At 69.3% G+C, this 26,365-nt stretch carries 22 protein-coding genes and 1 pseudogene; 10 read left to right on the top strand and 13 right to left on the bottom strand.

What is annotated here, in order from left to right:
• From KN815_RS25060 to KN815_RS25045, 4 genes are all read left to right on the top strand, one after another.
• Window positions 1-1,195, top strand: a 1,195-nt coding sequence (locus KN815_RS25060) for an ABC transporter substrate-binding protein (RefSeq protein ID WP_216344178.1), incomplete at its 5' end; no start/stop codon positions are given.
• A gap of 91 nt (window positions 1,196-1,286) precedes the next feature.
• Complete coding sequence (locus KN815_RS25055) at window positions 1,287-2,264, top strand: ABC transporter permease (RefSeq protein WP_014054690.1); 978 nt, start codon at window positions 1,287-1,289, stop codon at window positions 2,262-2,264.
• A 19-nt stretch (window positions 2,265-2,283) separates the two neighbouring features.
• On the top strand, window positions 2,284-3,357 hold the full coding sequence (locus KN815_RS25050; protein WP_216344177.1) for an ABC transporter ATP-binding protein: 1,074 nt from the start codon (window positions 2,284-2,286) through the stop codon (window positions 3,355-3,357).
• A 26-nt stretch (window positions 3,358-3,383) separates the two neighbouring features.
• Window positions 3,384-4,538 (top strand): ABC transporter ATP-binding protein, encoded by a 1,155-nt coding sequence (locus KN815_RS25045; protein WP_216344176.1) that lies wholly within the window; start codon window positions 3,384-3,386, stop codon window positions 4,536-4,538.
• Between the two features lie 19 nt (window positions 4,539-4,557).
• On the opposite strand, the gene KN815_RS25040 is transcribed toward KN815_RS25045, so the two are convergent.
• Window positions 4,558-5,343: a GNAT family N-acetyltransferase gene (locus KN815_RS25040; RefSeq protein WP_216344175.1), complete on the bottom strand. Its 786-nt coding sequence runs from the start codon at window positions 5,341-5,343 to the stop codon at window positions 4,558-4,560.
• Here KN815_RS25040 and KN815_RS25035 point away from each other — a divergent pair.
• A complete protein-coding gene (locus tag KN815_RS25035; RefSeq protein WP_216344174.1) occupies window positions 5,342-5,860 on the top strand; it encodes a hypothetical protein in 519 nt (172 codons plus the stop codon). The genes KN815_RS25040 and KN815_RS25035 overlap by 2 nt on opposite strands.
• On the opposite strand, the gene KN815_RS25030 is transcribed toward KN815_RS25035, so the two are convergent.
• The 5 genes from KN815_RS25030 to KN815_RS25010 are packed head-to-tail and all read right to left on the bottom strand — an operon-like array spanning window position 5,850 to window position 11,607.
• A complete protein-coding gene (locus KN815_RS25030) occupies window positions 5,850-6,917 on the bottom strand; it encodes an ABC transporter ATP-binding protein (RefSeq protein WP_253209226.1) in 1,068 nt (355 codons plus the stop codon). The two genes, KN815_RS25035 and KN815_RS25030, sit on opposite strands and share 11 nt — an antisense overlap.
• Window positions 6,883-8,007, bottom strand: a complete 1,125-nt coding sequence (locus tag KN815_RS25025; protein ID WP_216344173.1) for an ABC transporter ATP-binding protein — start codon at window positions 8,005-8,007, stop codon at window positions 6,883-6,885. The genes KN815_RS25030 and KN815_RS25025 overlap by 35 nt, the downstream gene beginning before the upstream one ends.
• 2 nt (window positions 8,008-8,009) lie before the next feature.
• On the bottom strand, window positions 8,010-9,047 hold the full coding sequence (locus tag KN815_RS25020) for an ABC transporter permease (RefSeq protein ID WP_216344172.1): 1,038 nt from the start codon (window positions 9,045-9,047) through the stop codon (window positions 8,010-8,012).
• Entirely contained in the window at window positions 9,040-9,963 is a 924-nt protein-coding gene (locus KN815_RS25015; RefSeq protein ID WP_216344171.1) for an ABC transporter permease, read from the bottom strand. Before KN815_RS25015 ends, KN815_RS25020 begins: the two co-directional genes overlap by 8 nt.
• Before the next feature lie 3 nt (window positions 9,964-9,966).
• Entirely contained in the window at window positions 9,967-11,607 is a 1,641-nt protein-coding gene (locus KN815_RS25010) for a peptide ABC transporter substrate-binding protein (RefSeq protein ID WP_216344170.1), read from the bottom strand.
• Between the two features lie 91 nt (window positions 11,608-11,698).
• Between KN815_RS25010 and KN815_RS25005 the strand changes: the two genes are divergently transcribed.
• From KN815_RS25005 to KN815_RS24985, 5 genes are all read left to right on the top strand, one after another.
• The gene (locus tag KN815_RS25005; protein WP_308403675.1) at window positions 11,699-12,700 is read left to right on the top strand and encodes an epoxide hydrolase family protein; all 1,002 of its coding nucleotides are present in this window, start codon (window positions 11,699-11,701) and stop codon (window positions 12,698-12,700) included.
• 140 nt (window positions 12,701-12,840) lie between these two features.
• Window positions 12,841-13,038, top strand: a complete 198-nt coding sequence (locus KN815_RS25000; protein ID WP_216344169.1) for a hypothetical protein — start codon at window positions 12,841-12,843, stop codon at window positions 13,036-13,038.
• A gap of 152 nt (window positions 13,039-13,190) precedes the next feature.
• Window positions 13,191-13,646, top strand: a complete 456-nt coding sequence (locus KN815_RS24995; RefSeq protein ID WP_216344168.1) for a M15 family metallopeptidase domain-containing protein — start codon at window positions 13,191-13,193, stop codon at window positions 13,644-13,646.
• Between the two features lie 29 nt (window positions 13,647-13,675).
• Window positions 13,676-13,966, top strand: a complete 291-nt coding sequence (locus KN815_RS24990; protein WP_216344167.1) for a hypothetical protein — start codon at window positions 13,676-13,678, stop codon at window positions 13,964-13,966.
• 676 nt (window positions 13,967-14,642) lie between these two features.
• On the top strand, window positions 14,643-16,613 hold the full coding sequence (locus KN815_RS24985; RefSeq protein ID WP_253209225.1) for a multicopper oxidase family protein: 1,971 nt from the start codon (window positions 14,643-14,645) through the stop codon (window positions 16,611-16,613).
• 140 nt (window positions 16,614-16,753) lie between these two features.
• Here the strand turns inward: KN815_RS24985 and KN815_RS24980 are convergent, their stop codons facing one another.
• The 7 genes and pseudogenes from KN815_RS24980 to KN815_RS24950 all read right to left on the bottom strand — a co-directional run.
• Window positions 16,754-17,890 carry an ABC transporter ATP-binding protein gene (locus KN815_RS24980; RefSeq protein WP_216344166.1) on the bottom strand — a complete coding sequence of 379 codons (1,137 nt, stop codon included), beginning with the start codon at window positions 17,888-17,890 and terminating at the stop codon, window positions 16,754-16,756.
• Window positions 17,883-18,926 (bottom strand): ABC transporter ATP-binding protein, encoded by a 1,044-nt coding sequence (locus KN815_RS24975; RefSeq protein WP_216344179.1) that lies wholly within the window; start codon window positions 18,924-18,926, stop codon window positions 17,883-17,885. The genes KN815_RS24980 and KN815_RS24975 overlap by 8 nt, the downstream gene beginning before the upstream one ends.
• A 26-nt stretch (window positions 18,927-18,952) precedes the next feature.
• On the bottom strand, window positions 18,953-19,912 hold the full coding sequence (locus tag KN815_RS24970; protein WP_216344165.1) for an ABC transporter permease: 960 nt from the start codon (window positions 19,910-19,912) through the stop codon (window positions 18,953-18,955).
• Window positions 19,905-20,834 (bottom strand): ABC transporter permease, encoded by a 930-nt coding sequence (locus KN815_RS24965; RefSeq protein ID WP_216344164.1) that lies wholly within the window; start codon window positions 20,832-20,834, stop codon window positions 19,905-19,907. Before KN815_RS24965 ends, KN815_RS24970 begins: the two co-directional genes overlap by 8 nt.
• Window positions 20,835-20,919: 85 nt before the next feature.
• Window positions 20,920-22,548, bottom strand: a complete 1,629-nt coding sequence (locus KN815_RS24960; RefSeq protein ID WP_216344163.1) for a peptide ABC transporter substrate-binding protein — start codon at window positions 22,546-22,548, stop codon at window positions 20,920-20,922.
• A gap of 490 nt (window positions 22,549-23,038) precedes the next feature.
• The gene (typA, locus tag KN815_RS24955) at window positions 23,039-24,934 is read right to left on the bottom strand and encodes a translational GTPase TypA (protein ID WP_216344162.1); all 1,896 of its coding nucleotides are present in this window, start codon (window positions 24,932-24,934) and stop codon (window positions 23,039-23,041) included.
• 785 nt (window positions 24,935-25,719) lie between these two features.
• Window positions 25,720-26,365: pseudogene (locus KN815_RS24950) on the bottom strand (ABC transporter family substrate-binding protein); the annotation flags it as partial.

Below are 26,365 nucleotides of genomic sequence, written 5' to 3'. Positions count from 1 at the left end.
GCATCTGCCCTCGTCGGTGCTGGACACCCCGGATGACAAGACCATCGTCTTCCACTTCGACCAGCCGCGCGCCGAGGTGCCGTTCGCGGTCGCCATGCCCAATATCAGCGCGGTCCCGCCGGGCAAGGACACCAAGGAGAAGTACGACAAGGCCCCGCTGGCCTCGGGTCCGTACAAGGTCCGGAACTTCAAGTCGGGCAAGGGCGTCGAGTTCGTCAGGAACGACCAGTGGGACCCCAAGACCGACTCCATACGCCATCAGTACGTCGACAAGTTCGACATCTCCTTCGGCCACCAGTGGGTGGACTCCACCCGCCGGCTCCAGGCCAGCAAGGGCGCCGACCGTAACGGGATGACGCTCACCAACGCGGTCGACCCCTCGCAGATCTCCACGGTCCTCAAGGACAAGGAGGCGATGGCCCGGTCGCTGACCGAGACGCAGCCCTATGTGGACGTCGTCTCGATCAACACCGATCGGGTCAAGGACAAGAAGGTGCGCGAGGCGATCGCCTGGGCCTTCCCCAGCGGGCAGTACCTCCAGCAGTTCGGCGGCCCCAAGGGCGGTGAGGTCGGCGGCGGGCTGGTCGGCCCCACGCTCAAGGGCTACGACCCCTCCTTCGACCCGTTCCAGAAGAAGAAGTACCCCGGCGGCAACGCCAAGAAGGCCAGGGAGCTGCTGAAGGAGGCGGGCAAGGAGAACTACGAGCTCGTCTACGCCTACGGCAACGGCGACACCCACCAGGACGCCTCGGTGGTCGTCCAGCAGGCCCTGGAGCGGGCCGGGTTCAAGGTGCAGAAGAAGGAGATCGACCAGTCGACCTATTACACGCAGATCGGAAAGGTCAAGAACAAGTTCGACCTGTACCGGTCCTCGTGGGGTGCCGACTGGCCGTCCGCCTCGACCGTGGTCCCGCCGGTGTACGGCGGCGAGAACGTCTACGACGACTCCTCGAACTACTCGCACCTCGACGTCCCGGCGGTCAACGACGAGATGGGCAAGATCGCCAAGGTCAGCGACCTCGGCCGGGCCACCTCGGAGTGGATCAAGCTCAGCGAGAAGATCCTCACCGATGACGTCCCCGCCGTCCCGACCTTCTACAACCGGCTGTTCACCCTCTGGGGCTCGGGCATCGGCGGAGTGAAGTTCAACTCGGTCTACGGGGCCGTGGACCCGACGGCCGTCTTCATCAAGTAGCCGCGGCCGTCACCAGGCAGCGCAGACCCCGGCCGCACCCCCATCGGCGGGTGCGGCCGGGACCCGCCTCTAGCGGAAGATCACCGACGTCATGTTGAGATTCCTCGCCCGCCGGTCCCTCGGCGCGATCGTGATCCTGATCCTGATCAGCGCGATCACGTTCTTCCTCTTCTTCGCCCTGCCCGCCGAACCGGCCCGGCTCGCCTGCGGCAAGAACTGCGACCCCGTCTCGCTCGCCATGATCAACAAGAATCTGGGCCTGGACCAGCCGGTGCCGGTCCAGTACGCGAAGTTCATGGTGGGGATCGTCGCCGGGCGGGACTTCGCCGTGGGGCATTGCAGCGCCCCCTGCTTCGGCTACTCCTTCGTCAGCCAGGAGCCCGTCTGGGGCACCATCGCCGACCGCTTCCCCACCACCCTCTCGCTCGCCCTCGGCGGTGCCGCCGTGTTCCTGGTCTGCGGGATCGGCATCGGCATGATCGCGGCCTGGCGGCGCGGCACCTGGATCGACAAGTTCTTCAGCTCGCTGTCGCTGCTCGGCGCCTCGATGCAGATCTACTTCGTCGGGGTGCTCGCCCTGGCCTGGTTCGTCAGCGGGCTGGGGATCATGGACCAGCCCGCCTACTACCCCTTCACCGACAATCCGGCGAAATGGTTCAGCGGGATGCTCCTGCCCTGGGTGGTGCTCTCACTGATCTTCCTGGCCAACTACAGCCGGATGACCCGCTCCCAGATGGTCGAGCAGCTTCAGGAGGACCATGTCCGCACGGCGAGAGCCAAGGGGCTCTCCAGCCGTACGGTCTTCTTCCGCTACGCCTGGCGCGGCGCCATCGCCCCCATCATCACCATCTTCGGCATCGACCTCGGATCGCTCTTCGGCGGGGCCATGGTCACCGAGTACACCTTCACCCTGCACGGCATCGGGCGGCTGGCGGTGGAATCCGTCCAGCTCACCGATCTGCCCATGCTGATGGGTGTGATGCTGGTCAGCTCCGCGGCCATCGTGGTGTTCAACATCCTGGTCGACGCCGCCTACGCCTTCATCGACCCGCGCGTGCGCCTCGCCTGACAGACCCGGAGCTGCCGAGATGACCACACTCACCAAGCCCGACGACGGCGCGACGCCCCCACCGGCCGGACCCGGCGACGGCGCCTTCCTGTCCGTACGCCATCTGTACGTCCGCTTCTCGACCGAGGACGGCGTCGTCAAGGCCGTCGACGGCCTCTCCTTCGACCTCGAACGCGGCCGGACGCTCGGCATCGTCGGCGAGTCCGGCTCCGGCAAGTCCGTCACCAACCTCACCGTCCTGGGCCTGCACGACCCGCGCACCACCACCGTCAGCGGCGAGATCCTGCTCAACGGGCAGGAGCTGACCGGGGCGCCCGAGCGCACCCTGGAGCGGCTGCGCGGCAACACCATGGCGATGATCTTCCAGGATCCGCTGACCGCCCTGTCGCCGTACTACACGGTGGGCCGGCAGATCGCCGAGCCGTTCCGCAAGCACACCGGCGCGTCCAAGAGCGAGGCCCGCTCCCGGGCGATCGAGATGCTGGAGAAGGTCGGCATCCCCAACCCCCGGCTGCGGGTGGACGACTATCCGCACCAGTTCTCCGGCGGGATGCGGCAGCGCGCGATGATCGCGATGTCGCTGGTCTGCGACCCCGATCTGCTGATCGCCGACGAGCCGACCACCGCCCTCGACGTCACCGTCCAGGCCCAGATCCTGGATCTGCTGAAGGACCTCCAGCAGGAGTTCGGCTCCGCGATCATCCTCATCACCCATGACCTGGGCGTGGTCGCCAACACCGCCGACGATCTGCTGGTGATGTACGCGGGCCGGGCAGTGGAGCGCGGTACGGTCCGCGAGGTGCTGCGCGCGCCCCAGCATCCGTACACCTGGGGGCTGCTGGGCTCCATGCCACGGCTGTCCTCCGCCGTGGACGAGCCGCTGACCCCCATCCCCGGCTCCCCGCCGAGCCTGCTCAGCCCCCCGCCGGGCTGTCCCTTCCATCCGCGGTGCCACTACACCGACCAGGTGGAGGGCGACCGCTGCGCCACCGAGCGGCCCATGCTGCCGGACGGCCGCGGCGCCGCCTGCCATCTGAGCGCCGAGCGGAAACAGACCCTCTTCACCGAGCAGATCAAGCCCCGGCTGGGCTAGGGGCCAGGGCCTAGGAGCGCTGACGCATGAGCATCGAGTCGGGCACACCCGAACCCCTCCTGGTCACCGAGAAGCTGACCAAACACTTCCCGATCATGGGCGGCTTTCCGTTCAAACGGAAGGTCGGGGCCGTACAGGCGGTGGACGGGATCGATCTGACCGTGCACGCCGGGGAGAGCTTCGGGCTGGTCGGCGAGTCCGGCTGCGGCAAGTCCACCACGGGCCGGCTGCTGACCCGGCTGCTGGAGCCCACCGCAGGGACGATCACCTACCGGGGCCGGGACATCACCCACGCGGGCCGCAAGGAGCTGGCCCCGATCCGCTCCGAGATCCAGATGATCTTCCAGGATCCGTACTCCTCGCTGAACCCCCGGCAGACCGTCGGCACCATCATCTCCGGCCCCATGGAGATCAACGGCATCAATCCGCCAGGCGGCCGTGAGGCCCGGGTGCGCGAACTGCTGGAGATCGTGGGGCTCAACCCCGAGCACTACAACCGCTTCCCGCACGAGTTCTCCGGCGGCCAGCGCCAGCGCATCGGGGTGGCCCGCGCGCTCGCCCTGGAACCCAAGCTGATCGTCGCCGACGAGCCGGTCTCGGCGCTGGACGTCTCCATCCAGGCGCAGGTCGTCAATCTGCTCCAGAAGCTCCAGCGGGAGATGGGCATCGCCTTCCTGTTCATCGCCCATGACCTCGCCGTCGTACGGCACTTCTCGCAGCGCGTCGCCGTGATGTACCTGGGCAAGGTGGTCGAGGTGGGCGACCGCGACTCCATCTACCACCGCCCCCGGCACCCGTACACCCACGCCCTGCTGTCGGCGGTGCCGGACGCGGCGGTGGTGCTGGCCGAGGACGTCAAGGACACAGCGGACACGGCGGACGCCTCGGATGTCGACGAGACCGCCCGCCGGACGCGCATCCGGCTCGCCGGGGACGTCCCCTCCCCCATCAACCCGCCCTCCGGCTGCCGCTTCCGCACCCGCTGCTGGAAGGCCCAGGACAAGTGCGCGCGGGAAGAGCCGCCGCTCCTGCGCCTGGACGGCAACCGGGAGGGCCATCTGTCCGCCTGTCACTTCCCCGAGGACCCGACCCTCGAGGCCCGCGAGGAGGACGTCGTCCTCGACCCGGCGCTGATCGCGGCGGAGTCGGCGACGGGAACGCCGGCGCGCAAGGAGCCGTAAGGGACCCGGCCGCTCGGGCTCAGAACCGCGAGAAGGCATGCGCACGGCCGATCGCGGTGAACCCGCGGCGGCCGTACCAGTGCAGCGGCCAGTCGTCCTGGTCGGCGACGAGGAACCGCAGCCCGCACCCCGCGGCGGCCGCGCGGCGCAGCGCCGCGGTCAGGACGGTGTCGGCGTGGCCGCGGCGCAGATACGGCTCGGCGGTCGCCACCTCCTCGATCTGGGCGATCCCGGCGGTGGGCTCCAGATACAGATCGGCCCAGGAGGCGACCTCGCCGCTGTCGTCGTGGGCGGCGAGGAAGAGCACCTCCTCGGCCCCGGCCCGCCGCGCGGTACGCCGCTCCACCAGGTCGTGCACGGTCCGCTCGTCCGCGTCCGGCATCCACCGCCGCTGCTGCGCCGTCACCGCCCGCCGCAGCGGCCCGTGCGGATCCGGCCCCAGCTCCCGCTCCACCACATCGGCCGCCGTGGCCTCCGGCACCCGCCCGGTGTGGACCATCAGCACCTCGGTCACATGGCCGTACCCGGCCCGTTCGAGCGCGGGCACACAGAGAAGTCCCAGCGCGTCGTCATGGACCGTGATCCGGCGATGCGGCAGGAAGGCCATGACCTCGTCGGCGAGCGCGGGAAGCCCCTCGGGGTCGGCGGGCCCGACGATATGGAGCTGATTGTGCTCATGGGAGCGTGCGTAACCCGCATGCAGCACCAGGAATCCCCCCGGCACCTCCCGCACCGCACCGGCCTGACGACGGGCGAAGGAGATCCGGAAGTCCTGGACGCGCCGTGCATCATAGGGTTCTGGCATGGCTGTTCCTCATCTTCCGGTCTATCAGGAGTACTACACCCGCACACCCTTTCAGCTCTTCTCCGGCGTCGGCTGGAAGCGGCTGGTGGCCTTCCGGGCCGATGAGTCGGGTGTCACCCTGGGCGGCCCGGTGACGCGATACCACCGGTTCTTGGCCGTCGTGCCGTGGCGGGACATCGAAGCCGTCGTCGTGTGGGCCACGAAAAAGCAAAGGGAGCGGCCGATACGGCGGATAGGTCTGAAGTTGCGGCCGGGCGTGCCGGACGTTCCCGGCCCGGACTCGACCATCAGCCCACAGGCTGCCGTGAGCGCCGCGCCGCATATCGAGTACCAGGTCGTCAGGAACAACCGCGTCATCGTCCTCTGGAAGGTGGACCCCACCCGGCTCGCCGCCGCGGTGCAGGCGTTCGCCCCGCACGTTCAGTTGCGTGTCCACCCGGTGCACCGGCTGCGCCCGGGGCAGGGCGGCGGGCCGGGGTACGGGTCCGGCGGGAGCATTTTCGACATCATGCCCTGACCTCCGCGTGCTCCTCCGCGAAGTGGCAGGCCGAGGCGTGGGCGGCGGGGCCTGTCGCGCCGGGCGGGACCGCCAGCACCGGCACCTCCGTCGCGCAGCGGTCCCGCGCCTTCCAGCAACGGGTGCGGAAGCGGCAGCCGGAGGGCGGGTTGGCCGGGGAGGGGACGTCACCGGGGAGCAGGATGCGGGTGCGGCGGGTGCGGGCCACGGGGTCGGGGACCGGGACGGCGGAGAGCAGGGCCTGGGTGTACGGGTGGGTGGGGTGGTCGTAGATCTCGGGGCCGGTGCCGGTTTCGGCGAAGCGGCCCAGGTACATCACGGCGACCCGGTCGGCGATATGCCGGACCACCGACAGATCGTGGGCGATGAAGACGTACGCCAGGCCGAACTCGTCCTGTAGCCGCTCCATCAGATTGACCACCTGCGCCTGCACCGATACGTCCAGCGCCGAGACCGGCTCGTCCGCGACGATGACCTCCGGCCGCAGCGCCAGGCCCCGGGCGATGCCGATGCGCTGGCGCTGGCCGCCGGAGAACTGGTGGGGATAGCGGTTGAGGTGCTCCGGGCTGAGCCCCACCACCTCCAGCAGCTCCTGGACCGCCCGCCGCCGCTCGCCCTTGGGGGCCGCCTCGGGGTGGATCTCGAAGGGCTCGCCGATGATGTCGCCCACCGTCATCCGCGGGTTGAGCGAGGTGTACGGGTCCTGGAACACCATCTGGATGTTGCGGCGGACGGCCCGCAGCGCGCGGCCCGAGAGCCGGGTGATGTCCTCGCCCCGGTAGTGGATCGTCCCGGCGGTCGGCCGTTCCAGGCTGACCAGCAGCTTGGCGACGGTGGACTTGCCGCAGCCGGACTCGCCCACGATGCCGAGCGTCTCGCCGCGCCGCAGGGCGAAGGAGACCGTGTCGACCGCCCGGACGGCGCCGATCCGTCGCTTGACCACCACGCCCTGGGTCAGCGGGTAGAGCTTGGCCAGGTCCCGGACCTCCAGGACCGGTGCTTGGAGATCCGGCGCGGCGGGCTCAGGCGCCGAGGGCGTCGTGGGAGTCGCGGGCATCGAGTTCGTCCTTCCAGAAGTGGCAGGCGCTGGTCCGCCCGCCGGGCGCGGGAGGCGCCCCGGACCCGGGAGACGCGGAGGACGCAATGGATACGGCAGACGCACCGGACGCACCGGACCCCGGAGACGCGCCGAACGCGCGGGTCGCGTCCGCCGTCGCCACCTCGTACAGCGGCGGCCGTTCGGTGCGGCAGACCTCCTGGGCGCGCGGGCAGCGCGGGTGGAAGGGGCAGCCGGAGGGCATGGCGAGGGGGCTGGGCGGCGCGCCCTTGATCGCGTAGAGCCGCTCGCCCCGGTGGTCCACGCGCGGCACGGAGTCCAGCAGTCCGCGGGTGTACGGATGGGCGGGGCGGCGGTAGAGGTCGCGCACCGGCGCGGTCTCCACGATCCGGCCCGCGTACATCACCGCGATGGTGTCGGCCACGTCCGCGACCACGCCCAGGTCATGCGTGATGAGGACGAGCCCCATGGCGTACTCCCGGCGCAACTCCGCGAGCAGGTCCATCACCTGGGCCTGGACGGTGACATCCAGGGCCGTGGTCGGCTCATCGGCGATGATCAGCTCCGGCTCCAGCGCCATCGCCATGGCGATCATGATGCGCTGGCGCATCCCCCCGGAGAACTGATGCGGATAGTCCCCGGCCCGCTGCCCCGCCGCCGGGATGCGGACCCGGTCCATCAGCTCGACCGCCCGCCGCCGGGCGTCCTTGCGGGACATCCCCCGGTGCACCTCGTACATCTCGGCGAGCTGGGCGCCCACGGAGACCACCGGGTTGAGGGCGGAGAGCGCGTCCTGGAAGATCATCGCCATCGCGGCGCCCCGGATCCGGCGGCGCTCCCGCGCGCCCATCGTCAGCAGATCCCGCCCCCGGAACAGCACTTGGCCGCCGGTGACCCGGCCGGGCGGGGAGTCGAGGATGCCCATGACGGCCTGGGCGGTCACGGACTTGCCGGACCCCGATTCGCCCAGCACGGCGAGGGTGCGGCCCGCGTCCACGCCGTAGCTCACCCCGCCGACGGCCTCGGCGATCCCGTCCCGGGTGCGGAATTCGACGCGCAGGTCCCGGACTTCCAGCAGGCGGGCCGCCATGGCTAGCGCAGCCTGGGGTCGAGGGCGTCGCGCACCGCGTCGCCGAGCATGATGAACGCGAGCACCGTGACCGACAGCGCTCCGGCGGGCCACAGCAGCATGTGGGGGGCGTTGCGGAGCTGGGTGGCGGCGGAGGAGATGTCGATCCCCCAGGAGACGGTGGGCGGTTTGAGCCCCACGCCGAGGAACGACAGCGTGGCCTCCAGCGAGATATAGGTGCCCAGCGCGATGGTCGCGACGACGATCACGGGGGCCACGGCGTTGGGCGCGATATGGCGCAGCAGCGTCCGGCCGCTGCCGGCGCCCAGCGCCCGCGCCGCCTGCACATAGTCGTGTTCCTTGACGGTGACCACCGAGCCGCGCGCGATCCGGGAGATCTGCGGCCAGCCCAGCAGCACGATGAAGCCGACGACCGGCCACACCGAGCCGCTGGTGACCACCGACAGGAAGACCAGGCCGCCCAGCAGGATCGGGATGCCGAAGAAGACATCGGCGATCCGCGAGAGCAGCGCGTCCCACCAGCCGCCGAAGTATCCGGCGAGCCCGCCCAGCGCGCTGCCCAGCAGGGCCGCGCCGAGGGTGGCGCAGATGCCGACGGTGATGGAGGCGCGGGCGCCGTAGACCGTGCGGGTGTAGACGTCGCGGCCCTGGAGGTCGTAGCCGAAGGGGTGGCCGGGGGCCGGGCCGTCCTGCGCCCTGGCCAGGTCTCCGTGGTACGGGTTTCCGTTCGCGATCAATTGCGGCCAGATCGCGATCACGACGAGGAAGAAGATGGTCAGCCCGGAGGCGATGAAGACGGGGTTGCGGCGCAGATCGTGCCAGGCGTCGGACCACAGCCCCCGTCCGGTGGGCGCGGCCGGTCCGCCGGAGCGGCGGCCGGGCTCCTTGCGCCAGGGGAGGGGGAGCCGCCCCAGGCCGCGCCGTGGCCCGCCCTTCAGGGTCTGCGGGCCGGGGGTGGTGAGGTCCATGGGACCGCCGCCGCTGCCGGCCGGTGCGATCGCCTCGGTCATGTCGTAGCGCGTCTCAAAGGGCTCAGGCATACCGGATCCTCGGGTCGAGCACGGCGTAGAGGAGGTCGACGAGCAGATTGGCGAGCAGGAAGACGATCACCAGGATGGTCACGAAGCCGACGACGGTCGGTGAGTTCTGGCGCAGAATGCCCTGGTAGAGCTGGTAGCCCACGCCATGGATATTGAAGATCCGCTCGGTGACGATGGCCCCGCCCATGAGCGCGCCGATGTCCGTGCCGATGAACGTCACCACCGGGATCAGCGAGTTGCGCAGCAGATGCCGGGTGACGATGCGGTGGCGCGGCAGCCCCTTGGCCACGGCGGTGCGGACGTAGTCGGCGCGGGCGTTCTCCACGATGGAGGTGCGGGTGAGGCGGGTGGTGTACGCGAGCGAGACCAGCCCCAGCACCACCCCGGGCAGCAGCAGTTCGGCCAGCGGCGCCTCCGGGGAGACCGACGGTCTGGCCCAGCCCCAGGTCACGCCGAACAGATACTGAAGCACCGTGCCGCTGACGAAGGTCGGGACGGCGACCACGACCAGGGTGAGCAGCAGCACCGAGGTGTCAAGACCCCGGCCCCGGCGCAGCCCGCTGAGGACGCCCAGGGTGATGCCCAGCGCCATCTCGAAGACGACCGCGACCACGGTGAGCCGGAGGGTGACGGGGAACGCGCTCGCCATCAGCTCGGTCACCGGCTGCCCGTTGAAGGCCGTACCGAAGTGCCCGCTGAAGACCTGCCCCATGTAGTGCGTGTACTGCCGCCACAGCGGCTCATCCAGATAGAGGTCCTTACGGATCCGGGCGGCGGTGGCGGGGTCGGGGGCCTTGTCGCCGAAGAGCGCGGCGACCGGGTCGCCGAGCGCGTACACCATGAAGAAGATCAGGAAGGTGGAGCCGAGGAACACCGGGATCATCTGAAGCAGTCGGCGCAGCGCGTAACGGCCCATGGCTCAGCCGACCCTGATCCGTGCGTAGACCGGGACGCTGAACTGGTTGAGCGCCACCTCGCTGAGCCGCTGCGAATAGCCCGCGCTGCCGTTCTGGTACCACAGCGGAATGGCGGGCATCTGCTGGGCGAGGACCTTCTCCGCGTCCCGGAAGTCCGCGATGGCCCGGCCGTCCGCGGAGGCGGCGTTGGCCTGGTTCACCATCCGGTCGAAGCCGGTGTCGCTGAAGTGGCCGTCGTTGGAGGAGGCGCCGGTGTAGTACAGGGGCTGGAGAAAGTTCTGGATCAGCGGATAGTCCATCTGCCAGCCGGCCCGGAACGGCCCGGTCATCTCCTTGCCCGCCATCTTGTTGCGGTAGTCGGCGAAGGTGCCAACCGGTGTGCCGACACAGGCCCGGTCGCTTCTCAGCACGGTGTTGACGCTGTTGCAGACCGCGTCCACCCAGTCCTTGTGGGAGCCGCTGTCCGCGTTGTACGTGATCGTCATCCGGCCGCCGGGCAGCCCGCCGCCCGCCTTGATCAGCTTGCGCGCCCGGGCCGGGTCGTAGCGGCAGGCGTCCCCGCACAGCCCCGGCTGATAGCCGCCCTGGCGGCGCAGGACCGGCGAGGTCCAGTCGGTCGCGGGGGTGCGGGTGCCGTGGAAGATCCGCTCGGTGATCTGCGCGCGGTTGATCGCCATCGAGATGCCCCGGCGGACCTTGGCCTTGTCCGGCCCGCTCCAGGCGCGGTCGTACATCGGGAAGGTGAGGGTCTGGATGATCCCGGCGGGCTGGTTGATGTAGCGGTCGCCGAGATCGGAGCGGACGAAATTGAGCTGCTGCGCCGGGACATCGTCCACGAGATCGAGATTGCCCGCCTGGAGATCGGTATAGGCGGTGTTGTTGTCGGTGTAGACGCGCAGATCGACGCCCTTGTTACGGGCCTTGTCCGGGCCGCGGTAGCCGCCCCAGGCGCGCAGCTTCATCACCGAGCCCTTGGTGTACGACCGCACCTGGTACGGGCCGTTGCCGACGGGCTTCCTCAGCCAGGCGGCGTGGTCCTCGAAGAACGCCCGGGGCAGCGGCGCATAGGCGTTGTAGCCCAGCGTCTTGGGCCAGGTGGAGAACTTCTGGGTGAGCCGCACGGTGAAGGTCCGCTCGTCCTTGACCCGCAGCCCGGAGAGGGTCTTGGCGGTGGGGGCGCCGCCGGAGGCGGGATGGACCTTGTCGTAGCCCTCGATGTACTCGAAGAAGTAGGCGTTGCGCTGCTCGTGGTCGATCCGGGCGCCGTAGTTCCAGGCGTTCACGAAGGACGCGGCGGTGACCTTCTCCCCATTGGCGAACCGCCAGTCCTTCTTCAGGGTGATGGTGTAGTTCCGCTGGTCGGAGCTGTCGATCCGGTCCGCGAGCGCGTTCTTGGCCTCGCCGGTCCTGGGGTCGTAGCGCTTGAGCCCCCGGAAGATCATGTCGAGGACCTTGCCGCCCTGGACGTCGTTGATATTGGCCGGCTCCAGCGGATTGGGCGGATCGCCCCAGGACGAGCGGACGACACCGTCCTCGGCACCGCCGTCCCCGCCGCCGCAGGCCGTCAGGGGCAGGGCGACGGCGGAGACGCAGAGCGCGGACAGCGCGCGCCTGGCACACAGGGAATACGGGGCTCCGCGCATGGCGCCTCCCGAGGATCCGGTCCAAGATCCGCCTTAGGCCCCATCTGACATCCGCTGGGGCGACGGCGCACGCCGATGACGGCTGTCCGGGGTGGCGGGCGGTGTCTCCAGCGACGCGGGTGGAACGACGCGAGGGTTACGGGCCCCGGCGCCGCAGACTGCCGACTGGCGGGCGCAAGAGGCCCGGCTGAACGCGTTCCCCCAGTTCACGACCGAGATCGACGGGCAGCGGGGGCACTTCCTCCATATCCGCTCGCCCGAGCCGGACGCCCTGCCGCTGCTGATCACCCACGGCTGGCCCGGTTCGGTCGCGGAGTTCACAGAGGTCATCGGCCCGCTGACCGATCCACGCGGACACGGGGCCGACCCGGCCGACGCCTTCCATGTCGTCATCCCGTCCCTCCCCGGCTTCGCCTTCTCCGCCCCGCCCCGCGAACCCGGCTGGGGCATCCGCCGCATCGCCACCGCGTGGACGGAGCTGATGCGGCGCCTGGGGTACGAGCGCTACGGCACGCAGGGCGGCGACTTCGGCTCGCTGATTTCCCCCGAGGTGGCCCGGGTGGCGCCGTCCCGGGTCGTCGGCGTACACGTCAACGCGCTGGTGACCGTGGGGGCGGCCGACCCGGCAGACCTGGCCGTACCGGAGGAGCTGACCCCGGCGGAGCGCTCCCGCCTCGCCGCGCGGGAACGCCGGTACCGCGAGCTGTCCGGCTACGCCGCCATCCAGGGCACCCGCCCGACCCTGTCCTACGGCCTCGCCGACTCACCCTCCGGCCAAGCCTGGAACCTGGACTGGTTCGCCGCCCACGGCGACAAACCGGACGCCCTCGACCGCGACGCGGTCCTGACGAACGTCTCCCTCTACTGGTTCACCAACACGGCGGGCCCCTCCGCCCGCCTCTACAAGGAGGCCGCCTCGGCCTGGGCCACACCCCCCCGAACGCTCCGGCGTCCCCACCGGGGTCGCGGTCTTCCAAGGCGACACCTCGATCCGCCGCCTCGCCGAGCCACACCACACGATCACCCACTGGTCGGAGTTCGGGGCGGGCGGCCACTTCGCGGCGATGGAGGTCCCGGAACTGCTGGTTGGTGACGTACGGACGTTCTTCCGCGCCCTGCGCTGACCGGGGTCCGTACCGTCCGTACCGGTGAACCCTCCTCGGGAGGGGTCCCGAGCACTCCCCCGGATGATGGCCGCCCTGTCACCGAGGTGAGAAACCAAGGAAGTCTGCCATGACCCCTGTGCAAGCCGACTGGCTGTCCATCGTGTTCGCTCCCATCGGCGTCATCGCGCTGGTGACCGCCTTCTTCGCGCGACGCTCGGCGACCCGGAGGGGCCAGTCCATGCCTGCCTGGGGCACGGCCGTGCAGGCTGTGGGCATGGTCCTCGTGATGTGCGTGGCCCTCGTCAACATGGCGTGGGGCGCATGAGGGAAGTCGGCACCGCCCCCTCCGGGCGCCCGCGGAGGGCGGGTCATCCGAACGAGCCGCTGGGCAGGTAGGGAGGACGGCCGACCAGCACCCGCGAGGAGAGCCCATGACCAACTCGCCCTTCCCGGCGGACCAGCGGATCGTCCTGATCGGTGACCCACGCGTCAGGGCGGTCCCGGTACGCGACTGCGGCGAACCGCTGGTCGACTGCCGGGGCCGGATGCGCGTGGACACCCGGCGAGCCGACCCGCGCGGGACACTTCGCACACCTCCAGTCCGGCGTCGTCGAACGCCTGGAGCGCGCCGAGAAGCTGCTGCCGGACGGCTGGCGCTGGCTGCTGGTCGAGGGCTACCGGCCCCCGGCCGTCCAACAGGAGATCTTCGACGGCTACGCGGCCACGCTGCGCCGACTCGATCCGGACGCCGACGAGGACCGGATCCGGACGGAGGCCAGCCGCTGGTGCGCCCCGGCAGAGACGGCCGGACACGTCGCCGGGGCGGGGCCTGGTCGACGGCCGCACCCGCCGCCGCCTACGGCCCCGTCCCGGAGCCGCACACTGATCCACATGCATGTTCACCAGAGGCGGGCGAACAATGAAATGAGGTAGTTGAGAGACGATCCGAGAAGGTGACCGTGATGCGGAACTCGATCGTACGTACCCTGGCAACCGGTGCCGCGGCGGCCGTGCTGGCCGGTGGCGCGGCCGTTGCCGCTCCGGGTACCGCCTTCGCGACGCCCGCCACGTCGGCGACGCACACCAAGGCGGACACCACCCAGCACGGGGCCGCCCCGTCGCCCACGCCGTCGCCCTCCAAGTCGGGCAAACACTGCAAGGACATAAAGGCCCGCACCAAGACGGTGACGCACAACGGCAAGACCTACGAGGTCTGGGTCTCGGCCCACAAGGTCTGCTACATGATGAAGTGACCGCCGCGGGCCGGGCCCCGGGCCGGTGACGTCGCGGTGGGTTCGGCGCGGTGGCGTGCCGTGGCGTCGGCATCCCCGCGGCCCCGACCCACCGCGAACCCGGGTTCAGTCCCGGGGCCGGTCGAACTCCCCCGCCTTCGCCGCCCGCAGAAACGCGCGGAGCGCGGCGGGGGGTCGTGGCTATAAGGCCGTATTGTTCACGCTGAACCCGCCCACCGCACTCCCCCACCGGCTTGGATGGACGCCCGGCGGGCGTCGGGGACTGCTGTTGGACGCCGCGCGTCGCGAGGTCGCGGCGTGAGCGCGTGAGCGATTCCGTGCGGCATGAGCCCGAGTCGGACAGATCCTGAACGACGACGTAGGCCGCCCGGACCGTGGTGATCACGGCCGGGCGGCCCTCGCCGTTCGGCAGCGCCGCAACGTGCGTTCCGCCGCGACCAGTGTTCCTGGCCGCCGCTCCGGGCCCGGACGCAACCTGCCCCCTTCGACCCGGCCGAGGGTCACTACACGTCTGGCACTGCCACGCCCTCGGAGCGGACACGACGACCGGGGCGTCGACTACGCCACACAGGCGACACCTTCCTGCCCTATGTCACCTTCAGCCATCTTTTTTACCCTTCTGCCCTAGATTCGTGCCCATGTTCATGCCCGACAAGGGCGGCACGGAGGAGGCATCGTGATCTCACGACGGCGGGTGCTGGTGGCGGGTGCGGTCGGCGGCGCGACGGCGCTCCTGACACCCGGTGGTGCGAGGGCGGCGATCCGGCCGGCACAGCCGCTACTCGATCCCACGGCCATCCCGAAGTACGTGACGGACCTGGCGATTCCGCCTGTCATGCCACCAGTGGGGGCGCGTGGCGGGCACAAGCGCGAGATCGACGAGTATCGGATCGGGGTGCGCCAGTTCCAGCAGCAGATTCTGCCACCGGGACTGCCCATGACCACGGTCTGGGGCTACGGCTCGGTCGACGACAGCAGGACTTTTCACTCTCCCTCCTGCACGATCGAGGCCCGGGTCGATCATCCAGTGCGGGTGACCTGGACCAATCAACTGGTCGACAAGAGGGGTGGGTTCCTGCCGCATCTGCTGCCGGTCGACCCGACGTTGCACTGGGCCAACCCACCGGGCGGGCTCGCCGGCCGCGATTCCATGCCCACATTCACCAAGACGCCCGGCCCGTACACCGGCCCGGTGCCGATGGTCACGCACCTGCACGGCGGGCACTCCCGGGAAGAGAGTGACGGCTACCCGGAGGCGTGGTACCTGCCCGTGGCGAAGGACATCCCCGCCGGGTTCGCGACGGTCGGTACCTACTACGACCAGTTCCGGGCGAAGTTCGAGCGGAAATACAAGATCAAGTGGAAGCCCGGGACCGCGGCCTTCCAGTACGAGAACGACCAGCGGGCGACCACCTTGTGGTTCCACGACCACACCCTGGGCCTTACCAGGTTGAACGTCTATGCCGGCCTGGCGGGGTTCTATCTCCTCCGCGGCGGCCCGTCCGACCTGCCACCCGGCGTCCTGCCCGGCCCCGCCCCCGCGCTCGGTGACGAGCCCGGCACCCGCTACTACGAGATCCCGGTCGTCATCCAGGACCGGTCGTTCAATCCGGACGGCTCCCTCTTCTACCCGGACAGCCGGGCGTTCGCGCAGGACTGCACCAATCCCGGTGGCTACATCCCCAACGGCGACGTGCCGCCGATCTGGGTTCCGGAATTCTTCGGCGACACCATCATGACGAACGGTCGGACCTGGCCGCGCCTCGACGTCGAGCAGCGACGCTATCGGCTGCGGCTGCTCAACGGCAGCAACTCCCGGACCCTGTTCCTGAAGATCGCGGCCGGCCCGACCGCCCCGAGACCGGCCGCCGCCGCCCTGCCGTTGTGGCTGATCGGCACCGACGGCGGCTTCCTGCCCCAACCGGTGCCACTCGACGAGATCCTGCTCGTCAAGGCCAACCGAGCGGACGTGATCGTGGACTTCACCGACGTGCCGGTGGGCACCGAGCTGTACCTGATCAACGAGGGCCCGGACGGGCCGTTCCAGGGCGGCACACCCGGCACCGACTTCACTCCGGCCGATGTCAACACCACGGGACAGGTGATGAAGTTCGTCATCGGACCCCGCGTCGGCGCGGACAGAAGCGTCCGGCCGGATCAGCTCCGCCTGCCCGGATTCACCCCCCTCGGCCCGGCGGCCAACGCCCGTCGGCTCTCGCTCGACGAACAGATGTCGACGACCGGCTGTGGCCCCGTCGCGGCCCTGCTCGGCACCGTCGCACCCGACGGCACGGCCACCTCTCTCAGGTGGAGCGACCCGGTCACCGAGCACCCAGCCCTCGACTCCACCGAAATCTGGGAGTTCGACAACCGGACGGTGGACGCACACCCGATCCACCTCCACCAGGTCCAGTTCCAGGTGGTCGGCCGCGGGCCGGACGGCGACCAGCCGCCGAACCCGCAGGAAAGCGGCTTCCTCGACACGGTGGTCGCTCTGCCGCCCGCGCCCGGCCAGACCCGGGAGATCACCCGGGTCAAGGCGCTCTTCGACCTGCCCGGACGGTACGTATGGCACTGCCACATCCTCGAACACGAGGACAACGAGATGATGCGGCCCTACATCGTCGGGCCAACGGGGGCACGGTAGGCGCTCATGACGCCGACTCGTCGGCGACACCAACGACCTCCCCGCCCGGCCGGCATCAGCGAAGCGAAGAGGTCGATGAGAAGGCGGGATCGACCGCCCAGTGATCGTGGCGGTCGAACCAGCCTCATGGGACGGCGCGGCTAGGCGTGGACCACGTCCTTTTCCTCCGCGAAGTGGCATGCCGACTCGTGCGCCGCCGGCGAGTCCGAGCCGGCGAAGCGCTCCGGGATGGCCAGGAGCGGGATCTCCTTGGCGCACCTGTCCTCGGCCTTCCAGCAGCGGGTGCGGAAGCGGCAGCCGGAGGGCGGGTTGGCCGGGGAGGGGACGTCGCCGGTGAGGATGATGCGTTCGCGGCCCTCGCGCGACTCCGGGTCCGGGACCGGGACGGCCGACAGCAGCGCCTGGGTGTAGGGGTGCGTCGGGTGGTCGTAGATCTCGGTGTCGGTGCCGATCTCGGCCATCTTGCCCAGGTACATCACGCCGACCCGGTCGGAGATGTGCCGGACGATGGACAGGTCGTGGGCGATGAAGATGTAGGACAGGTTGAACTCGTCCTGCAAGCCCTCCATCAGGTTGATGACCTGTGCCTGGACGGAGACGTCGAGCGCGGAGACCGGCTCGTCGCAGATGATGATCTCCGGGTTGAGGGCGAGCCCGCGCGCGATGCCGATGCGCTGGCGCTGACCGCCGGAGAACTGGTGCGGATAGCGGTTGATGTACTCGGGGTTGAGGCCCACGACGTCCAGCAGTTCCTGGACCTTGCGGCGCCGGTCGCCCTTGGGAGCCACCTCGGGGTGGATCTCGAAGGGCTCCCCGATGATGTCGCCCACCGTCATCCGCGGGTTGAGCGAGGTGTACGGGTCCTGGAACACCATCTGGATGTTGCGGCGGACGGCCCGCAGCGCGCGGCCCGACAGCCGGGTGATGTCCTGGCCCTTGTAGAAGACCTCGCCCGCGGTGGCGGTCTCCAGGGTCATCAGCAGCTTGGCGACGGTGGACTTGCCACAGCCGGACTCGCCCACGATGCCGAGCGTCTCGCCCTGGTAGAGGTCGAAGGAGATGCCGTCGACCGCCTTGACCGCGCCGATCTGCCGCTTGATCAGGATGCCCTGGGTCAGCGGGAAGTGCTTGACCAGATTGCGGACTTGGAGGATCGGCTCACCGCGTTCCACGGGCGCCTCGATGGCATCGACCGCCTCGTCCTCGGTCGCCGCGTCGACGACCTCCACCTCGGAGACGTTCGGCGTGGCCTCCGCGTCGGGGCTGAAATCAGCCATGGATCGTCTCCTTCCAGAAGTGGCATGCGCTGGCGCGCCCGGCCAGTTCGGCGCCATCCCGCTCGGTCACCTGGTGCAGTGCCGGGATCTCCGAACGGCACTCGTCCTGGGCCATCGGGCAGCGGGGGTTGAAGGCGCAGCCGCTCGGGATCTTCAGCAGGTTGGGCGGAAGTCCCTTGATCGCGAAAAGGCCCTGGCCCTTCTGGTCCAGGCGCGGGATCGAGTCGAGCAGGCCCTTGGTGTACGGGTGCGCCGGACGCTTGTACAGCTCGTGGACGGGAGCGGTCTCCACGATGCGGCCTGCGTACATCACAGCGATCTTGTCGGCCACGTCGGCGACGACGCCGAGGTCGTGGGTGATCAGGATCAGACCCATGTTGTATTCACGCTGCAGCTCCGCGAGCAGCTCCATGACCTGGGCCTGGACCGTCACATCCAGGGCCGTGGTCGGCTCGTCGGCGATGATCAGGTCCGGCTCCAGGGCGAGCGCCATCGCGATCATGATGCGCTGGCGCATACCGCCGGAGAACTGGTGCGGATAGTCGCTCACCCGCTCCTTGGCCGCCGGGATGCGGACCCGGTCCATCAGTTCGACGGCCTTGGCCTTGGCCTCCTTCTTGGACAGCCCCTCGTGGACCCGGAACATCTCGCCGAGCTGGTAGCCGACGGAGAGCACCGGGTTCAGGGCGGACAGCGCGTCCTGGAAGATCATCGCGATCTTGTTGCCGCGGATCTTCCGGCGCTCCTCGGAGGACATCTTCAGCATGTCCTGGCCGCGGAAGATGATCTCGCCCTGCGGGATCTTGCCGGGCGGCATGTCGAGGATGCCCATGATCGCCTGCGCGGTCACGGACTTTCCGGAGCCGGACTCACCGAGCACGGCGAGCGTCTCGCCCGCGTCCACGCTGTAGTTGACTCCGTTGACGGCCTTGGCGACGCCGTCGCGGGTGTGGAATTCGACGTGCAGGTCGCGCACGTCGAGCAGCTTGCCGCCGTTGTCCTCGCCCGAGCGGGGGCCGGGGACGTTCGCGGGCATGTCGGTGATGGTCACGTACGCCTCCCTCAGCGCAGCTTCGGGTCGAGGGCTTCGCGCACGGCGTCGCCCATCATGATGAACGCCAGTACGGTGATGCTCAGGGCGCCGGCCGGGAAGAGCAGTACGTGCGGGTAGTTGCGGATGAACTGGGTGCCGTCCGAGATGTCGCCGCCCCAGGAGATGGAGTCGCCACCGAGTCCGAGACCCAGATAGGACAGCGTCGACTCGGCGACGATGTACGTACCGAGCGAGATGGTCGCGACGACGATCACCGGTGCGATCGCATTCGGCAGGATGTGCCGGAACAGGATCCGCTTGGTGCCGGCGCCCAGGGCCTTTGCCGCCATGACGTAGTCCGCGTGCTTGGTCGTGATGACCGCGCCGCGCATGACACGGGCGATCTGCGTCCAGCCCAGGAAGGCCAGCGCACCCGTGACCACCCAGACGGTGCGATGGGTGAACGCGTTCAGCACGACCATCGAGCCGAGCAGGAACGGGATGCCGAAGAACACGTCGGTCAGACGCGAGATGAGGCTGTCCCAGAACCCGCCGAAGTAGCCGGCGAGCATGCCCATCAGACCGCCGAAGATGGTGACCAGGATCGTCACGCCGAGGCCGACGATGATCGAGTTGCGGGCGCCGTAGAGCACACGCGCGTACAGGCTGCGGCCCGTGCCGTCATAGCCGAACCAGTCCTCCTGGAAGACATGGCCGAGGTTCGGCTTGCCCAGGAAGTGGTTGGCCTGGTCGCCGGTGTCTGGGTTGGCGCCGGTGAACAGGCCGGGGAACGCGGCGACGAGCAGGATCACCAGGATCAGCAGTCCCGAGACCACGAACAGCGGATTGCGGCGCAGATCCCGCCAGGCATCGGCGCCGAGGCTGCGCGGCTTCTCGGGCGCCGGACCGGCGTCCGAGGTGACGGGCGTGCCCGCGACGATTGCGGCGGCTTCCTCGCTCGCGGACGAGGTCTTGGTGAGGTCAGGCATAACGAATCCTCGGGTCCAGGACCGCGTAAAGCAGGTCGACGAGCAGGCTGGCGAGGAGATAGACGAGCACCAGGACGGTGACGATGCCGACGATGACCGCGCCCTCGCGGCGAGCAAGCGCGTCGAAGAGCAGGTTGCCGACGCCGGTCACATTGAAGATGCCCTCCGTGATGACCGCGCCGGCCATCAGGCTGCCGATGTCGGTGCCGAGGTAAGTGACCACGGGGATCAGCGAGTTGCGCAGCAGGTGCACAGTAATGATCCGCTTGCGCGGCAGCCCCTTGGCGGTGGCGGTGCGGATGTAGTCGGCGGACCGGTTCTCCGCGATCGAGGTGCGGGTAAGGCGGGCCACATACGCGAGGCCGACCATGCCGAGGACCAGGGCCGGGACCATCAACTGACCGAAGTTGGTGGAGTCCTGGACGGTCGGTGTGATCCACCCGAGGTTGTTTCCGAAGTAGAGCTGGAGGGTCAGACCGATGACGAAGATCGGGACGGAAATGACCACCAGGGTGAACAGCGTGACAGCGGTGTCGATGACCTTGCCGCGCCGGATGCCGGCGATGACACCCAGGGTGATGCCGACGACGAGCTCGAAGGTCCAGGCCATGGCGGCGAGCCGCACCGACACCGGGAACGCCCGCGTGATCTCGTCGAGAACCGGCCGGTTACCGGCGATAGTCTTGCCGAAGTCCCCCTGGAGCAGACCCCACATGTAGTGCAGGTACTGCTGCCACAGTGGAAGGTCCAGCCCTCTGTCGTGCCGGATCTGCGCGACCTGCGTGGGGTCCGGCGGCTTGTCTCCCCACAGCGCCCGTACGGGATCGCCGGGGAGCACGTTGACCATGAGGAAGATCAACAGGGTCGTCCCGATGAACACCGGGATCATCTGGAGCAGTCGCCTCGCGACGTAGCGCCCCATAGGTGCCTCCGTCCATTCCGGAGCCGCCCGCAGCGGCGCCCGGCATCGCCGGACGCCGCTGCGGGACGTGATGCTCCGTAGCGACTTACTTCTTGAAGACCTCGACGTTCCAGAGGATCGGGTCGCCGGCCTGGTCGAACTCCATCTTCTTGACGTTGTTCGAGTAGGCCGAGTTGACCTTGTTGTAGAACGTGGGGATGCCGGGCATGGAGTTCTGCAGCTCCTTCTCGGCGGCGTGGTACAGCTTCGCGGACTCGTCCACGGTCTTGGCCTGGTCGGCCTTCTTCACAAGGGCGTCGAACTTCTTGTCCGAGAAGTCGCCCTTGTTGCCGTCGACGCCGGTGCCGTAGAGGTCGGCGAGGAAGTTGCCGTTGAACGGGTAGTCGAGCACCCAGCCGGAACGGTAGATCGACTTGACCTTCTTCTGGTCACGGATCTCGGTGTCGGCCTGGAAGTCGGTAACCGGGTCGCCCACGCACTTCACGCCGGTGGTCTTGGTGATGCTGTTGCAGACCGCGGTGACCCAGCCCTTGTGCGGCTGGTCGGCGTTGTACTGGATCGAGATCTTGTTGCCCGGGACGCCGCCGCCTTCCTTGATGAGCTGCTTCGCCTTGGCCGGGTTGAACGTGCAGTACTCACCGCACGCGTTGGCCTCGTAGCCCTTCACGCCCTTGGCGACCCAGCCGGTGGCCGGCTCACGGTTGCCGAAGAAGGTGGTCTTGGCGATGGTCTCGCGGTCGATCGCCATCGACAGGCCCTGGACGACCTTGCGGTCGACGTCCTTCCACTGCTTCGTGTAGTAGGCGGGGTTGATCGTGTTGAGCGCGGAGAAATCGGTGTTGATGGCTCGCTTGCCGAAGTCCTGCTTGTAGTTGGCGAGCTCGCTGTCCGGCACCAGCGGCATGGAGTCGACGTTGTCCGACCGCAGGTCGTTGTAGGCGGCCTGCGGCGACGTGTACGCCTTGAAGTTGATTCCGCCGTTCTTCGGCTTGTTGTCGCCCTTGTAACCATCCCAGGCGGCGACCTGGATCGACTTCTTGTGCTCCCAGCTCTTGAACTTGTACGGCCCGTTGCCGACCGGGTTCTCGCCGAACTTCTTCGGGTCCTTCAGCGCGCCCGAGGGCAGCGGGTAGAAGGAGTTGTAGGCGAGCTTGTACGCGAAGTACGGGATCGGGTTCGACAGCTTGATGGTGAAGGTGTTGTCGTCGACGACCTTCAGGCCGGACATGGCCTTGGCCTTGGACTTGCCCTTGGCCGGGTGGACCTGGTCGTAACCCTCGATGTCGCGGTACCAGGCGCTGTTCTGCTGGCCATTGGCCGGGTCGGCGTCCCAGTTCCATGTGTCGACATAGGACTTGGCGGTGACCTTCTCACCGTTGTGGAAGGTCCACCCCGGCTTCAGCTTGACGGTCCACACGCTGTTGTCGCCGTTCGGCTTGACCGACTCGGCGTTCTCGTACGTGATGTTGCCGGACTTGTCGTAGCCGACGAGGCCCGTGAAGAGGGAGCGAATGACGACGCTGCCGTACGCCTCCATGGTGTTGGCCGGCATCAGCGAGTTCTGCGGCTCACCGTTGGCGTAGCTGACGATCCCCTTGGGATCGACCTTCTTGTTGGCATTGTCGCTGCCACTGTCCCCGCCACCACACGCCGTGGCGGCGAGAGAGACGACGCCGGCCATGGCAACCCACTTGGCGCTCTTGGCACCACGCATCGGGCTCCTCCTCATGAGTCCACTTGTCCACTACGAGGGGGCACACGCATCGTCCACCGTCACCCCGACGGAGAGACCTGCGGTGCCCCAGTGTGCTCGTGAGTCGGCGCCCCCCACAGCGCGTGACCCATTGACCCGAGCTCAATGGACCCCATGATTGAGCACGCCCGGCGCTTAAACCACACCTTATGGGTCTCGCTTTGGTCACAGCATCTACGCGCGGAGCTTCGAAATCCGGACAAAACTGCCCCAGACAGACACACGCGAAACGGACTGTTAACACATCATGCGGAGCCTGGACTCCGATACCCGGACGCTCAGATCCGGATAACCGCTTGACTGTCACCTTCCTGACATGACAACAGCCCGGACCCCCGCCATGGAAGCGGGGGGTCCGGGCCGTTGGCAGCTCACTGACGCACCAGAGGGCGCCTACGCTCCGTAATCGGCTCCGGAGTGCGCATCGGCGCCCGGCGCCCGGGCGTGAGCGTCAGCGCTTGGCGCGGGCCGCGGTGCGGGCGCGCTCCTTCTGGTCCAGCACCACCTTGCGGATCCGGACCGTCTCCGGGGTCACCTCGACGCACTCGTCGTCACGGCAGAACTCCAGGGACTGCTCGAGCGAGAGCAGCCGCGGCGGGACCAGGGACTCGGTCACATCCGCGGTGGAGGACCGCATGTTGGTGAGCTTCTTCTCCTTGGTGATGTTGACGTCCATGTCGTCGGCGCGGGAGTTCTCGCCGACGATCATGCCCTCGTACACCTCGGTGCCCGGCGAGGTGAAGAGCACACCGCGCTCCTGGAGGTTGGTCATCGCGAAGGCGGTCACCGCGCCCGAGCGGTCGGCCACCAGCGATCCGTTGTTACGGGTCTTCAGCTCGCCGAACCACGGCTCGTGGCCCTCGTGGATGGAGTGCGCGATACCGGTACCGCGGGTCGCGGTCAGGAACTCGGTACGGAAGCCGATCAGACCGCGGGAGGGGACGATGAACTCCATGCGGACCCAGCCGGAGCCGTGGTTGGACATGTTGTCCATCCGGCCCTTGCGGGTGCCCATGAGCTGGGTGACCGCGCCCATGTGCTCCTCGGGCACATCGATGGTGATGCGCTCGATCGGCTCGTGGACCTTGCCCTCGACCTCCCGGGTGACCACCTGCGGCTTGCCGACGGTCAGCTCGAAGCCCTCCCGGCGCATGGTCTCCACCAGGATCGCCAGCGCCAGCTCGCCCCGGCCCTGCACCTCCCAGGCGTCCGGGCGGTCGGTGGGCAGCACGCGCAGCGAGACGTTACCGATCAGCTCGCGCTCGAGCCGGTCCTTGACCAGCCGCGCGGTGACCTTGCGGTCCTTCACGGCCGACTTGTCGGCGCCCTTGCCGCCGGGGCCGCGGCCGACCAGCGGGGAGGTGTTGGTGCCGATGGTCATCGAGATCGCGGGCTCGTCCACGGTGATCAGCGGCAGCGCGATCGGGTTCTCCGGGTCGGCCAGGGTCTCGCCGATCATGATGTCCGGGATGCCCGCGACCGCGCAGATGTCACCGGGGCCGGCCACCTCGGCGGGCTTGCGGGTGAGCGCCTCGGTCATCAGCAGCTCGGTGATCCGGACGTTGGAGATGGTGCCGTCGCGCTTGATCCACGCGACCGTCTGCCCCTTCTTCAGCTCGCCCTGCTCGACCCGGAGCAGCGCGATCCGGCCGAGGAAGTTGTCCGCGTCCAGGTTGGTGACATGGGCCTGGAGCGGCGCGGCCGCGTCGTACTCCGGCGCCGGAACGGTCTCCAGCAGCGCGGAGAAGAACGGCTGGAGGCTGTCGCTGTCGGCCGGGACGGTGCCGTCCTCCGGCTTGGTCAGCGAGGCCACACCGTCCCGGGCGCAGGCGTAGACGATCGGGAACTCGATCTGCTCCTCGGTCGCGTCCAGGTCCAGGAAGAGGTCGTACGCCTCGTTGACGACCTCGTCGATCCGGGAGTCCGGACGGTCCGTCTTGTTGATGCACAGGATCACCGGCAGCTTGGCCTGGAGCGCCTTGCGCAGCACGAAGCGGGTCTGCGGCAGCGGCCCCTCGGAGGCGTCCACCAGGAGGACCACGGCGTCGACCATGGACAGGCCGCGCTCGACCTCACCGCCGAAGTCGGCGTGGCCGGGGGTGTCGATGATGTTGATGGTGACGGGGTCGCCGCCGTCCGCCGGGTGGTACTTCACGGCGGTGTTCTTCGCGAGAATGGTGATGCCCTTCTCGCGCTCCAGGTCGTTGGAGTCCATCACCCGGTCGTCCACCTGCTGGTGGGCGGCGAACGCACCCGCCTGCTTGAGCATGGCGTCGACGAGGGTCGTCTTGCCGTGGTCGACGTGGGCGACGATGGCGACGTTACGAATGTCGTGGCGCGTGGGCATAGAAGCGCGCTTCTCCCGGTTTCGTGGGTGGCGGCGCGCTCCTTGTGCGACGCGCCTTCCGCCGGGCTGATCACGCCTCGGCCTCACCCCCATGGTACGGGGACGGCGCGGAGACGGATGCCGCAGCCCGTGCCCGCCGGGTCTTTGCCCTCCCCACCCCTTCCCGCGGTATCGATATGCGGCTCCGCCGCGTGGCAGAGACTCCGCCCCCGGACCCCCACCGGGGCTCCGCCCCGGACCCCGCTCCTCAAACGCCGGAGGGGCTGGGTCGGCAGGGCTTCGCCCCTGGCACCCGGGGGGCTTGGGGCCTGGGGCCTGGGGCGAAACCCCACCACGCGGCGGAGCCGCAGATCGATGCCGCGAGAAGAGGCAGAGCCCGGGCCCCGGGTCTGGGCTCGAAACCCCGGCCCGGGGTCTGGGGCGGAGCCCCGGGCTCGGGGTCTGGGGCGGAGCCCCGGGCTCGGGGCCTGGGGCCCGGGTCTGGGGCCCGGGTTTGAGGCAAAGCCCCGGGGCCCGGGTCTGGGGCAAAAGCTCCCGGCCCCGTGATCTGGGGCAAAGCCCCCGGCCCGGCGTCTGGGACAGAGCCGGGGCCGGCGGCTGGAGCAAACCCCCCCGCCCGGGGCCACGCGCGGAGCCCCGGAGCCGGGGCCTGGGGCAGAGCCCCGGGTCCCGGGTACCAGGCGCGAAGCCCTGCCAACCCAGCCCCTCCGGCGTTTGAGGAGCGGGGCCTGGGGCGGAGCCCCGGTTTCGGGAAGGGGCGGGGAGGGGAAGAGCCCGCCGCACCCCTACCGGCGGAAGCCGATGTCCTGGTAGCGGGGGGTGGCGAAGCCGAAGGCACCCGCGTTGACCAGACCCTTGCGCATGGCGATCAACTGAGGCCGCTGATAGAGCGGAATCGATCCGGCCGCCGCCCAGATCCGGGCGTCCGCACGGCTGACCAGGGAACGGGAGGCGCCGCCGTCCAGCTCGGAGAGCGCCTGGTCGAAGAACTGGTCGATCTGGTCGGTGCCCACCCGGGTGTAGTTCTGCTCGACGACCAGGGAGCCGTCGGCGGCGGGCTGCGGCTTGGCGTAGATGGGTCGGCCGTCGGTGGCCGGGTAGGCGGAGGCGGGCCAGGAGTAGAGGGCCAGGTCGTAGTCGCCGGTGGCGATGTGGTCCCGGAAGTAGCTCTCGCCCGGGACCTTGGTAATCTCGGTCCGGACTCCGATCTTCTCCAGCATCCGCGCGATGCGCTCGCCGACCGTGCTCAGCGGGGCGGCGGTCCGGTCGTCGGGGAGGACGAAGCGCAGCACCAGCGGCCGTCCCTTCTTCCGTACGACGGCCGACTCCCCGAGCCGTCCGGACCGCCCGGCGTCACCGGCCGCGGGGGCGGCGTCGGAGCGGCGCTCGGAGGGCGTGGCGGAGGCGCCCTCGGCCGGGTCCGTGGCGGAG

The sequence above is a fragment of the Streptomyces niphimycinicus genome (genome assembly GCF_018883605.1).
Classification (GTDB): domain Bacteria; phylum Actinomycetota; class Actinomycetes; order Streptomycetales; family Streptomycetaceae; genus Streptomyces; species Streptomyces niphimycinicus.
The sequence above is the reverse complement of the archived record's forward strand: the minus strand, read 5'-3'. Positions and strand labels throughout refer to the sequence as shown.